We start from the raw sequence: 12226 nt of genomic DNA on the forward strand, positions 1-12226 counted from the left end.
CGCCTCGTGGGCGGAGAAGCGAACGGAGGGACACGTTGACTGAGGCCAATGGGGTCAACCCGGACAAGGACCTCAATGCTGAGAACCTCCCCGGCCGCCGCGGTGACCAGGGCGAGCCCATCCGCGTCCAGCGCGGCATGTTCGGCGCCAACAACGGCGGCGACACCACCGGCTACGGCGGTCTGGTGCGCCCCGTGCGGCTGCCCGGCCAGGCCACCCGGCCGTACGGGGGCTGGTTCGACGAAGTCGCCGACGAGCTCGAGGGTGCCCTGGAGGAGCAGTCGCTGCTCCCCGAGAACGTCATCGAGAAGACCGTCGTGGACCGCGGTGAGCTGACCTTCCACATCGCGCGGGAGCACCTGCCGCGGGTCGCCCGGACGCTGCGCGACGACCCGGCGCTCCGCTTCGAGCTGTGCACCGGCGTCAGCGGCGTCCACTTCCCCGGCGACAAGGGCCGTGAGCTGCACGCCGTCTACCACCTGCGCTCGATCACCCATAACCGGGTGCTGCGGTTGGAGGTGAGCGCGCCCGACAGCGATCCGCACATCCCGTCGATCGTCGATGTCTATCCGACCAACGACTGGCACGAGCGCGAGACCTACGACTTCTTCGGCCTGATCTTCGACGGTCATCCCGCGCTGACGCGGATCATGATGCCCGACGACTGGCAGGGCTTCCCGCAGCGCAAGGACTACCCCCTCGGCGGCATTCCCGTCGAGTACAAGGGCGCCCAGATCCCGGCTCCCGACCAGCGGAGGTCGTACAGCTGATGTCTGCCACACACGCAACGCCGTCCGCCTCCGCGCGCGAGACGACCGAGGGCACCGTCTACACCGTCACCGGTGGCGACTGGGACGAGGTCGTGGCCGCGACGGCGAGGGCCGACGACGAGCGGATCATCGTCAACATGGGCCCGCAGCACCCCTCCACCCATGGGGTGCTCCGGCTGATCCTGGAGATCGACGGCGAGACGGTCACCGAGGCCCGCTGCGGAATCGGCTATCTGCACACCGGAATCGAGAAGAACCTCGAATTCCGGAACTGGACGCAGGGCACCACCTTCGTGACGCGCATGGACTATCTGACGCCCTTCTACAACGAAGCGGCGTACTGCCTGGGCGTCGAGAAGCTGCTCGGCATCGAGGACCAGATCCCGGACCGGGCGTCGGTAATCCGCGTGCTGCTGATGGAGCTCAACCGGCTCTCCTCGCATCTGGTGGCCATCGCCACCGGCGGTATGGAGCTGGGCGCGACCACCGTCATGATCTACGGCTTCCGCGATCGCGAGCTGGTGCTGGACATCTTCGAGCTGATCACCGGGTTGCGGATGAACCACGCGTACATCCGGCCCGGCGGCTTGGTGCAGGACCTTCCGCCGGGGGCGGTCGACCACATCCGCGACTTCCTGAAGAAGATGCGGAAGAACCTGGTCGAGTACGACAAGCTGGCGACCGGAAACCCGGTCTTCAAGGCCCGGCTGCAGAACGTCGGCTATCTCGATCTGGCCGGGTGTATGGCGCTCGGCGTGACCGGCCCGATACTGCGCGCCACCGGGCTGCCGCACGATCTGCGCAAGGCCGAGCCGTACTGCGGCTATGAGACCTATGACTTCGAGGTGCCGACCGCCGACACCTGCGACGCCTATGGCCGCTTCCTGATCCGGCTGGAGGAGATGCGCCAGTCGCTGCGGATCGTCGAGCAGTGCCTGGCGCGGCTGGAGCCGGGTCCGGTGATGGTCGCGGACAAGAAGATCGCCTGGCCCGCGCAGCTCGCGCTCGGACCGGACGGCCTCGGCAACTCCCTCGACCACATCAAGAAGATCATGGGCACCTCGATGGAGGCCCTGATCCACCACTTCAAGCTGGTGACCGAGGGGTTCCGGGTCCCGCCAGGACAGACGTACGCGGCGGTCGAGTCGCCCAGGGGCGAACTGGGCGCCCATATGGTCAGCGACGGCGGCACCCGCCCGTACCGCGTCCACTTCCGCGATCCGTCGTTCACCAATCTGCAGGCCGTGGCCGCGATGTGCGAAGGCGGCCAGGTCGCCGACGTGATCGTCGCGGTGGCGTCCATCGACCCCGTGATGGGAGGCGTCGACCGGTGACCGTCGCACGCATGAAAGGTGCCTGCGCGCAGCGCAGCCGCTTGAGGGCGGTGGCGCGAGACGGGCGGGACGCCGGGCCGCAGACGACAACGATGGCTGCACCTCTGCGCCGCGCGGGCGGAGAAGGGAGCAAAGAACGGTGAGTGACGTGACGCTGGGGATGCCGCAGATGCCGGCCCCCGACTACCCGGCCGAGGTGCGGGGCCGGCTCGAGGCGGACGCCCGGGAGGTGATCGCCCGCTACCCGGACAGCCGCAGCGCTCTGCTGCCGCTGCTGCATCTGGTGCAGTCCGAGGAGGGCCATGTCACCCGCACCGGCGTCCGGTTCTGCGCCGAGATGCTGGGCCTGACCAGCGCCGAGGTCACCGCCGTGGCCACCTTCTACACGATGTACCGGCGCAAGCCCTCCGGCGACTACCAGGTGGGGGTGTGCACCAACACGCTGTGCGCCGTGATGGGCGGCGACGCGATCTTCGAGGCCCTGCAGCAGCATCTGGAGCTCGGCAACGGGGAGACCACCGAGGACGGCAAGGTCACCCTGGAGCACATCGAGTGCAACGCGGCCTGCGACTTCGCGCCCGTGTTGATGGTCAACTGGGAGTTCTTCGACAACCAGACCGTCGAGTCCGCCAAGCGACTGGTCGACGATCTGAGGGCGGGCCGGACCGTCGAGCCGACCCGGGGCGCACCGCTGTGCACCTATAAGGAGACCGCCCGGATCCTCGCCGGCTTCCCCGACACCCGCCCGGGCGCGGTCGAGGCGGGCGGCTCCGCCGGTCCCGCCTCGCTGGTCGGGCTGCGGCTGGCCAAGGGGGAGGCGGCGCCGGGCCGGGTCGTCTCGCCGCGGTCCGCGGGGGCGGCCCCGCAGGACGAGGCGCCGCCGACGCATCCGAGCTCGCATGACGCGCCGCAGCGGACCTCCGCCTCCGATCCGCACCACCCGGCCGGTCCGGTCGCCGAGGAGGGGGAGTGATGACCGTGACAACCGAGCGGGGCGAGCACAGCCCCGAGAAGCTGCTGGCACCCGTGCTCTCCGCGTTCTGGGATCAGCCGAACTCCTGGACGCTGCGCACCTATCTGCGCCACGAGGGCTATGAGGGCATGCACAAGGCCCTCGCCATGGACCCCGACGATGTGATCGCGCTGGTGAAGGACGCCGGACTGCGCGGGCGCGGCGGCGCGGGCTTCCCCACCGGAATGAAGTGGCAGTTCATCCCGCAGGGCGACGGCAAGCCGCACTATCTCGTCGTCAACGCCGACGAGTCCGAACCGGGCACCTGCAAGGACATCCCCCTTCTCTACGCCAATCCGCACGCCCTCATCGAGGGCATGGTGATCGCCTGCCACGCCATCCGCTCCGAGCACGCCTTCATCTATCTGCGCGGCGAGGTCGTCCCCGTACTGCGGCGGCTGCACGAGGCCGTACGCGAGGCCTACGAGGCGGGCTACCTCGGCACGGCCGCCCGCCGCCGGCAGAAGCTCGGGCGGGAGGGGCTTCCCGGTCTCGACATCACGGTGCACGCCGGCGCCGGCGCGTACATCTGCGGCGAGGAGACCGCACTGCTGGACTCGCTGGAGGGGCGCCGCGGCCAGCCCCGGCTCCGGCCTCCCTTCCCGGCGGTCGCCGGCCTCTACGCCTGCCCCACTGTCGTCAATAACGTCGAGTCCATCGCGTCGGTTCCCGCGATCCTCAACAAGGGCAAGGAATGGTTCCGTTCGATGGGCAGCGAGAAGTCCCCGGGCTTCACGCTCTACTCGCTGTCCGGCCATGTGGCCAACCCCGGGCAGTACGAGGGCCCGCTCGGCATCACCCTGCGTCAGCTGCTCGACATGAGCGGCGGGATGCGCCCCGGGCACCGGCTGAAGTTCTGGACGCCGGGCGGCTCGTCCACCCCGCTGCTCACCGATGAGCACCTCGACGTCCCGCTGGACTACGAGGGCGTGGGCGCCGCCGGTTCGATGCTGGGCACCAAGGCGCTCCAGTGCTTCGACGAGACGACCTGTGTGGTGCGGGCCGTGACCCGCTGGACCGAGTTCTACGCGCACGAGTCCTGCGGCAAGTGCACACCCTGCCGCGAGGGCACGTACTGGCTGGTCCAGCTGTTGCGCGACCTGGAGGCCGGCAAGGGCCGGATGGACGACCTCGACAAGCTGGCCGACATCGCCGACAACATCAACGGCAAGTCCTTCTGCGCGCTGGGCGACGGCGCCGCCAGCCCCATCTTCTCCTCGCTGAAGTACTTCCGGGAGGAGTACGAGCAGCACATCACCGGCGGAGGGTGTCCCTTCGACCCGGCCAAGTCCACCGTCTGGGCCGACGAGCCGCGCTCCACTCAACTGGGGGTGACCGCATGACCGTGACCACCAACGCACCCTCGGGAGGCGGGGAGGCGGCGGTGCCGCGCGAAGACCTGGTCTCCGTCACCATCGACGGCATCGAGATCTCCGTCCCCAAGGGGACGCTGGTCATCCGCGCCGCCGAACTGCTCGGCATCGAGATTCCGAGGTTCTGCGACCATCCGCTCCTCGACCCCGCCGGCGCCTGCCGCCAGTGCATCGTCGAGGTGGAGGGCCAGCGCAAGCCGATGGCCTCCTGCACCATCACCTGCACCGACGGAATGGTGGTCAGGACGCAGCTGACCTCGCCGGTCGCCGAGAAGGCGCAGCGCGGGGTGATGGAGCTGCTGCTGATCAACCACCCGCTGGACTGCCCGGTCTGCGACAAGGGCGGGGAATGCCCGCTGCAGAACCAGGCGATGAGCGCCGGACGGTCCGACAGCCGCTTCGAGGGTCACAAGCGGACCTTCCCCAAGCCCGTTCCGATCTCGGCCCAGGTGCTGCTGGACCGCGAGCGCTGTGTGCTGTGCGCGCGCTGCACCCGCTTCTCCAACCAGATCGCGGGCGACCCGATGATCGAGCTGCTGGAGCGGGGCGCGCTGCAGCAGGTCGGCACGGGCGAGGGCGATCCGTTCGAGTCGTACTTCTCCGGCAACACCATCCAGATCTGCCCGGTCGGCGCGCTGACGTCGGCGGCGTACCGCTTCCGCTCCCGCCCCTTCGACCTCGTCTCCTCGCCGAGCGTGTGCGAGCACTGCTCGAGCGGCTGCGCGACCCGCACCGACCACCGGCGCGGCAAGGTCATGCGGCGGCTGGCGGCGGACGACCCCGAGGTCAACGAGGAGTGGATCTGCGACAAGGGCCGCTTCGGGTTCCGCTACGCCCAGCTTCCGGACCGCCTCACCACCCCGCTGGTGCGCGACCGTGAGACGGGGACGCTGGAGCCGGCGGGCTGGCCCGAGGCGCTCGCGGCGGCGGCGGAGGGTCTGGCCGCCGCGCGCGGCCGCACCGGGGTGCTGACCGGCGGCCGGCTGACCGTCGAGGACGCGTACGCCTACGCGAAGTTCGCCCGGATCGCGCTGGACACCAACGACATCGATTTCCGCGCCCGGGTGCACAGCGAGGAGGAGGCCGACTTCCTGGTCGCCCATATCGCGGGCCGGGGCCGTGATCTCGACGGCAGCGGACTGACCTACACCACGCTGGAGAAGGCGCCGGCCGTCCTGCTGGTGGGCTTCGAGGCCGAGGAGGAGGCGCCCGGCGTCTTCCTGCGGCTGCGCAAGGCGCACCGCAACCACGGCCAGCGCACCTTCTCGCTCGCCACCCACGCCACCCGGGGCCTGGAGAAGGCGGGCGGCACGCTGCTGCCGGCCGCCCCCGGCACCGAGGCCGAATGGCTGGACGCGATCGCGGGCCGTACGGGGCTGGACGAGGACGGAGAGCGGGCCGCCGAGGCATTGCGCACCGAGGGCGCGGTGATCGTCGTGGGCGAGCGGCTCGCTTCCGCGGCGGGTGCGCTGACCGCGGCCGTACGGGCCGCGGCCGCCACCGGGGCCACGCTCGCGTGGATCCCGCGCCGGGCCGGGGAGCGGGGTGCCATCGAGGCCGGCGCGCTTCCGGGGCTGCTGCCCGGCGGCCGCCCGGCCCACGATCCGCGGGCCCGGGAGGAGACCGCCGCCGCCTGGGGCGTCGCCGAACTGCCGCACCAGGTGGGCCGGGACACCGCCCAGATCATCGAGGCCGCGGCGGTCGGCGGGCTGGGCGCGCTGCTGGTCGCGGGGGTCGAGGTCGCCGATCTGCCCGATCCGGCGCGGGCGCTGGAGGCGCTGGAGGCGGTCGGCTTCGTGGTCAGCCTGGAGCAGCGGCCCTCCGAGGTCACCGAGCGGGCGGATGTGGTGCTGCCGGTGGCGGCGGTGGTCGAGAAGTCCGGCACCTTCCTCAACTGGGAGGGCCGGGCCCGGCCGTTCGAGGCCGCGCTCAAACCCGACCAGATGACCCGACGTCACACCCTCCCCGACGCCCGGGTGCTGCACATGCTGGCCGACGCGCTGGACACGGATCTGGCGCTGCCGGACGTCGAGGCCGTACGCGCCGAGCTGACCCGGCTCGGCACCTGGCGGGGCCCACGGTCCACCGCCCCGCTGGAGACGGGCGGCCCGCTGCCCCGGCCCGCTGAGGGCGAGGCCGTGCTCGCGGGCCACCGGCTGCTGCTCGACCAGGGCCGGCTCCAGGAGGGCGACCCGGCGCTGGCGGCGACCCGCCACGCGGCCGTCGCCCGGCTCTCGGCGGAGACGGCCGAGGAGGCGGGGGTGCGGGACGGCCAGACCGTCCGCGTCACCGGCCCGGCCGGCTCGGTCCAGCTGCCCCTGAGCGTCACGCCGATGCCCGACCGGGTGGTCTGGCTGCCGATGGCCTCCACGGGTGGCGGCGTCCACCGCGACCTGGGAGCCCGTCCCGGTGACGTCGTCACGATCACTGCCCCCGCGACGGAGGTGACCCCCCAGTGAGGTATCTCGCCGCAGAGGACCTGTCGATGTTCGGCCGCGACCCGTGGTGGCTGATCCTGATCAAGGCCGTCTTCTGCTTTGCCTTCCTGATGCTGACGGTGCTCATCTCCATCGTCATGGAGCGCAAGGTGCTCGGCTGGATGCAGCTGCGCATCGGCCCCAACCGGCACGGCCCCTGGGGCATGCTGCAGTCCCTCGCGGACGGCGTGAAGCTGATGCTCAAGGAGGACGTGGTCGTCAAGGGCGCGGACAAGGTCGTCTACATCCTGGCGCCGATCGTCGCCGCCATCCCGGCCTTCATGGCGGTCGCGGTGATCCCGTTCGGCCCGTCGGGCGGCGAGGTCTCGGTCTTCGGCCAGCGCACCGCGATGCAGCTGACCGATCTGCCGATCGCCGTCCTCTACATCCTCGCCACCGCCTCGGTCGGCATCTACGGCATCGTGCTGGCGGGCTGGTCCTCCGGGTCGACGTATCCGCTCCTGGGGGGCCTGCGCTCCTGCGCCCAGATGATCAGCTACGAGATCGCGATGGGCCTGTCCTTCGCGGCGGTGTTCCTCTACTCCGGATCGATGTCGACCTCGCAGATCGTCGCCTCGCAGCACGACCGCTGGTACGCGGTGCTGCTGCCGGTCTCGTTCCTCATCTACATCGTCTCGATGGTCGGTGAGACCAACCGGGCGCCGTTCGACATGCCGGAGTCCGAGGGCGATCTGGTCGGCGGCTTCAACACCGAGTACTCCTCGATCAAGTTCGCGCTGTTCATGCTCGCCGAGTACATCAACATGGTCACCGTCTCGATGGTCGCCGTCACCCTCTTCCTCGGCGGCTGGCGGGCGCCCTGGCCCATCAGCACCTTCTGGGCGGGCGCCAACCACGGCTGGTGGCCGCTGCTGTGGTTCCTCGCCAAGGTCGTCTCGCTGCTGTTCGCCTTCATGTGGATCCGCGCCTCGCTGCCGCGCGTCCGCTACGACCAGTTCATGAAGCTGGGCTGGAAGGTGCTCATCCCGATCTCGATGGTCTGGCTGATGCTGGTCGCCACCGTCCGGGCGCTGCGCAACGAGAACTACGACTACCAGGACATCGTGCTGTACGTCGGCGGCGCGGTCATCGCGCTGCTGCTGCTGTCCTTCGTGGTGGACATCTTCCGCGACCGCGAGGCGGCGAAGGCCGAGGCCGAGGCCGGGGCGGAGGCGGGGCCCGAGCCCGCCTTCGACCCGATGGCGGGCGGATTCCCGGTCCCGCCACTGCCCGGCCAGTCCCTGCCGCCCGTGCCGCGAAGGCGTCCGCGCCAGGAGCGCGAGCTGATTGTCAGTGGTGGCCCCGATACTGTCAGTGACGGAAAGGAGGCCGACGGTGCCTGACTTCCAGAACCCGGTGGCCGGCTTCGGCGTGACCTTCAAGGCCATGTTCAAGAAGCGCCTCACCGAGCAGTACCCGGAGGTGAAGAAGCCCACCGCGCCCCGCTTCCATGGACGCCACCAGCTCAACCGGCATCCGGACGGGCTGGAGAAGTGCATCGGCTGTGAGCTGTGCGCATGGGCCTGCCCGGCCGACGCGATCTATGTGGAGGGCGCGGACAACACCGACGAGGAGCGCTACTCCCCGGGGGAGCGCTACGGCCGCGTCTACCAGATCAACTATCTGCGCTGCATCCTGTGCGGCCTGTGCGTCGAGGCGTGCCCCACCCGGGCGCTGACCATGACCAATGAGTACGAGCTCGCCGACCGGTCCCGCGAATCGCTCATCTACACCAAGGAGGAGCTGCTCTCGGGCCTGGAGGAGGGCATGGTCGACACCCCGCACGCCATCTACCCCGGCATGGACGAGCAGGACTACTACCGGGGCCTGGTGACGGAGGTCGCGCCCGGGACGACGCGCCAGGTCGCGCTCAGCAAGGGCGAGAACCCCGACGGGGACGGCGAGCACGACGAAGAGGGGGTGCAGGCATGAGCGGCGCACGCACGGCCGCCGGGCCGCGGATGACGGCGAAAGCCGCACCTCTGCGCCGTGCGTGCGGCCGTGACATCAGCTGCTGGCGCAGCGGGGCGAATGAAAGGGGAGCGGCATGAGCGGCGCACTGGCCGCGGCGGCCTCCACCACCTCCACCGGTGAGGCCGTCCAGTTCTGGATGCTCGGCACGGTCGCCGTGATCGGCGCGCTGGGCACGATCCTGATGCGCAAGGCCGTGCACAGCGCCCTGTGTCTGGCGGGCACCATGATCGTCCTGGCGGTCTTCTACCTCGCCAACGGGGCGTACTTCCTGGGCGTCGTCCAGATCGTCGTCTACACCGGCGCGATCATGATGCTCTTCCTCTTCGTCGTGATGCTGGTCGGCGTCACCGCCGCCGACTCGCTCAAGGAGACCCTGAAGGGGCAGCGCTGGCTCGCCGCCCTGTGCGGGCTCGGCTTCGGCATCCTGCTGTGCGCCGGGATCGGCAATGCCTCGCTGAAGACCTTCAACGGTCTGGGGCAGGCCAACTCCGGCGGCAATGTGGAGGGGCTCGCGGCCCTCGTCTTCACCAAGTACGTCTTCGCCTTCGAGATCACCGGCGCGCTGCTGATCACCGCGGCGGTCGGAGCGATGGTGCTGACGCACCGTGAGCGCACCGAGCGGGCGCTCAGCCAGCGCGAGCAGGCCGAGGCGCGGGTGCGCACCGGCCGGAATGTCCCGCCGCTGCCCGCTCCCGGCGTCTACGCGCGGCACAACGCCGTGGATGTCCCCGGGCTGCTGCCCGACGGCACGACGTCCGAGCTGAGCGTCAACGCGACGCTGCGCGGCCGGGGCCAGATCCGGGATGTCTCCCAGGAGGCGCTGGCCGAGCTGGCGGCGCTGGAGCAGCGCTCCCATCGGTGGCTCGGCCGGAAGACCAACGACACCGGCAAGAAGTCCGAGGACGCGGCGGACTCCAGGGACGCCAACGACGTCAGGGATGCCAGGAACGCCAGGGACGCGGACAACACGGAGCACACGGACAACACGGAGCACACGGAGCACACGGAGCACTCCAAGGGGGCCGCCAAGTGAATCCGGTCTACTACCTCTACCTGGCCGCCCTGTTGTTCACCATTGGTGCGGCCGGGGTCGTGATCCGGCGGAACGCGATCATCCTCTTCATGTGCGTCGAGCTGATGCTCAACGCGTGCAACCTGGCGTTCGTCACCTTCTCCCGGCTGCACGGCAACCTCGACGGCCAGATCATCGCCTTCTTCACGATGGTCGTCGCCGCGGCGGAGGTCGTGGTCGGCCTCGCGATCATCGTGACCGTCTTCCGCTCCCGCCATTCGGCCTCGGTCGACGACGCCAGCCTGATGAAGCTCTAGAAGGGTCGCGTTCAAGTGGAGAACCTCATCGGATTGCTTGTCGCGGTGCCGCTGCTGGGCGCGGCACTGCTGCTGTGCGGCGGGCGCCGGCTGGACCGCACGGGCCATTACATCGGCACGGTGCTCGCGGCGGGCTCCTTCGTCATCGGCGCTGTGCTCTTCGCGGACATGCTCGGCCGCGGCGAGCACGACCGGGCCCTGCACAGCAAAGCCTTCACCTGGTTCGACGTGGGCGGCTTCCACGCGGACGTCGCCTTCCAGCTCGACCAGTTGTCGATGACCTTCGTGCTGCTGATCACCGGTGTGGGCACGCTGATCCACGTCTATTCGATCGGCTACATGGAGCACGACGAGCGCCGCCGCCGCTTCTTCGGCTATCTCAATCTCTTCCTCGCGGCCATGCTGCTGCTCGTCCTCGCCGACAACTACCTGCTGCTGTACGTCGGCTGGGAGGGCGTCGGCCTCGCCTCGTATCTGCTGATCGGCTTCTGGCAGCACAAGCCGAGCGCGGCCACGGCGGCGAAGAAGGCGTTCATCGTCAACCGCGTCGGCGACATGGGCCTGTCGATCGCGATCATGCTGATGTTCACGACCTTCGGGACGTTCGCGTTCGCGCCGGTGCTGGCCAACGCGGACCAGGCGAGCGAGGGCAGGCTCACCGCGATCGGGCTGATGTTGCTGCTCGGCGCGTGCGGCAAGTCGGCCCAGGTGCCGCTGCAGTCCTGGCTCGGGGACGCGATGGAGGGCCCGACCCCGGTCTCGGCCCTGATCCACGCGGCGACCATGGTGACCGCGGGCGTGTATCTGATCACCCGCTCCGGCGCGATCTTCAACGCCGCACCGGACGCGCAGACCGCGGTGGTCACGGTCGGCGCGGTCACGCTCCTCTTCGGTGCGATCGTCGGTTGCGCCAAGGACGACATCAAGAAGGCCCTGGCCGGGTCCACCATGTCGCAGATCGGCTACATGATCCTCGCCGCCGGGCTCGGCCCGATCGGGTATGTGTTCGCGATCATGCACCTGGTCACTCACGGGTTCTTCAAGGCGGGGCTCTTCCTCGGCGCCGGATCGGTCATGCACTCCATGAACGACGAGGTCGACATGCGCAAGTACGGCGGCCTGCGCACCTATATGCCGATCACCTTCGTCACCTTCGGGCTCGGCTATCTGGCCATCATCGGCTTCCCGGGGCTTTCCGGCTTCTGGTCCAAGGACAAGATCATCGAGGCGGCCTTCGCCAAGGGCGGCACCGAGGGCTGGATCCTCGGCGGCGCGGCCCTGCTGGGCGCGGCCATCACCGCCTTCTACATGACCCGGGTCATGCTGCTGACCTTCTTCGGCGAGAAGCGGTGGGAGCCCGCCCCCGACCCGGACAAGGCGCCCAGCGTCGAGCCCGGTATCGAGGTGCGCCCCGGCGAGCTGCCGCATCCGCACGAGTCGCCGAAGTCCATGACCATCCCCATGATCGTCCTCGCCGTCGGATCGGTCTTCGCGGGCGGGCTGTTCAGCCTCAACGAGTCGTTCCTCAAGTGGCTCGAGCCGGTCACCGGCCACAGCCACGGCCACCCGCCGATCGGCGCCGCGACGGTCACCGCCGGGACGATGGTCGTCCTGCTGCTCGGCGTCGCGCTCGCCTGGCTGCAGTACGGACGCCGGCCGGTGCCGCGCACCGCCCCGCGCGGATCCCTGCTCACCCGGGCCGCCCGGCGCGATCTGCTGCAGGACGACTTCAACCAGGTCGCGCTCGTCAAGCCCGGCCAGTACCTCACCCGCGGTCTGGTCTATGTCGACCACAAGCTGGTCGACGGGGTGGTCAACGGCACCGCGGCCGGTGTGGGCGGCCTCTCCGGCCGGCTGCGGAAGCTCCAGAACGGCTACGCCCGTACGTACGCGGTCTCGATGTTCGGCGGTACGGCGGTTCTCATCGCCGCGACCCTGCTGATGAGGGCGGTCTGAG

General features: G+C 69.9%; 10 protein-coding genes. All 10 read left to right on the forward strand.

Annotated elements, in window-relative coordinates:
• Positions 1 to 35: 35 nt before the first annotated feature.
• The 10 genes from ABZU99_RS13870 (at position 36) to nuoL (ending at position 12225) form a co-directional block, all read left to right on the forward strand.
• Positions 36 to 770, forward strand: coding sequence for an NADH-quinone oxidoreductase subunit C (locus ABZU99_RS13870; RefSeq protein ID WP_355940060.1), 735 nt, complete (start codon positions 36 to 38; stop codon positions 768 to 770).
• Positions 770 to 2104 carry an NADH-quinone oxidoreductase subunit D gene (locus ABZU99_RS13875; protein WP_355940063.1) on the forward strand — a complete coding sequence of 445 codons (1335 nt, stop codon included), beginning with the start codon at positions 770 to 772 and terminating at the stop codon, positions 2102 to 2104. The genes ABZU99_RS13870 and ABZU99_RS13875 overlap by 1 nt, the downstream gene beginning before the upstream one ends.
• Before the next feature lie 160 nt (positions 2105 to 2264).
• Entirely contained in the window at positions 2265 to 3077 is an 813-nt protein-coding gene (nuoE, locus tag ABZU99_RS13880; RefSeq protein ID WP_355940649.1) for an NADH-quinone oxidoreductase subunit NuoE, read from the forward strand.
• A complete protein-coding gene (gene nuoF, locus ABZU99_RS13885) occupies positions 3077 to 4459 on the forward strand; it encodes an NADH-quinone oxidoreductase subunit NuoF (RefSeq protein ID WP_355940066.1) in 1383 nt (460 codons plus the stop codon). Before nuoE ends, nuoF begins: the two co-directional genes overlap by 1 nt.
• A complete protein-coding gene (locus ABZU99_RS13890; protein ID WP_356048947.1) occupies positions 4456 to 6948 on the forward strand; it encodes an NADH-quinone oxidoreductase subunit G in 2493 nt (830 codons plus the stop codon). Before nuoF ends, ABZU99_RS13890 begins: the two co-directional genes overlap by 4 nt.
• A gap of 26 nt (positions 6949 to 6974) precedes the next feature.
• Complete coding sequence (gene nuoH, locus ABZU99_RS13895) at positions 6975 to 8309, forward strand: NADH-quinone oxidoreductase subunit NuoH (protein ID WP_356048955.1); 1335 nt, start codon at positions 6975 to 6977, stop codon at positions 8307 to 8309.
• Positions 8302 to 8898, forward strand: a complete 597-nt coding sequence (gene nuoI, locus ABZU99_RS13900; protein WP_355940070.1) for an NADH-quinone oxidoreductase subunit NuoI — start codon at positions 8302 to 8304, stop codon at positions 8896 to 8898. Before nuoH ends, nuoI begins: the two co-directional genes overlap by 8 nt.
• Before the next feature lie 115 nt (positions 8899 to 9013).
• Positions 9014 to 9973 (forward strand): NADH-quinone oxidoreductase subunit J, encoded by a 960-nt coding sequence (locus ABZU99_RS13905; protein WP_356048949.1) that lies wholly within the window; start codon positions 9014 to 9016, stop codon positions 9971 to 9973.
• Entirely contained in the window at positions 9970 to 10269 is a 300-nt protein-coding gene (nuoK, locus tag ABZU99_RS13910) for an NADH-quinone oxidoreductase subunit NuoK (protein WP_355940076.1), read from the forward strand. The genes ABZU99_RS13905 and nuoK overlap by 4 nt, the downstream gene beginning before the upstream one ends.
• A gap of 15 nt (positions 10270 to 10284) precedes the next feature.
• Complete coding sequence (gene nuoL, locus ABZU99_RS13915) at positions 10285 to 12225, forward strand: NADH-quinone oxidoreductase subunit L (RefSeq protein WP_355940079.1); 1941 nt, start codon at positions 10285 to 10287, stop codon at positions 12223 to 12225.
• Position 12226: the final 1 nt, after the last annotated feature.

Source organism: Streptomyces sp. NPDC005266 (genome assembly GCF_040607655.1).
In the GTDB taxonomy this organism is placed as follows: Bacteria; Actinomycetota; Actinomycetes; order Streptomycetales; family Streptomycetaceae; genus Streptomyces.

Coding starts and splice junctions, on each gene's coding strand:
- nuoF (WP_355940066.1), top strand. CDS start 3,077: ATGACCGTGACAACCGAGCGGGGCGAGCACAGCCCCGAGAAGCTGCTG.
- ABZU99_RS13890 (WP_356048947.1), top strand. CDS start 4,456: ATGACCGTGACCACCAACGCACCCTCGGGAGGCGGGGAGGCGGCGGTG.
- nuoH (WP_356048955.1), top strand. CDS start 6,975: ATGTTCGGCCGCGACCCGTGGTGGCTGATCCTGATCAAGGCCGTCTTC.
- nuoE (WP_355940649.1), top strand. CDS start 2,265: ATGCCGCAGATGCCGGCCCCCGACTACCCGGCCGAGGTGCGGGGCCGG.
- ABZU99_RS13875 (WP_355940063.1), top strand. CDS start 770: ATGTCTGCCACACACGCAACGCCGTCCGCCTCCGCGCGCGAGACGACC.
- ABZU99_RS13905 (WP_356048949.1), top strand. CDS start 9,014: ATGAGCGGCGCACTGGCCGCGGCGGCCTCCACCACCTCCACCGGTGAG.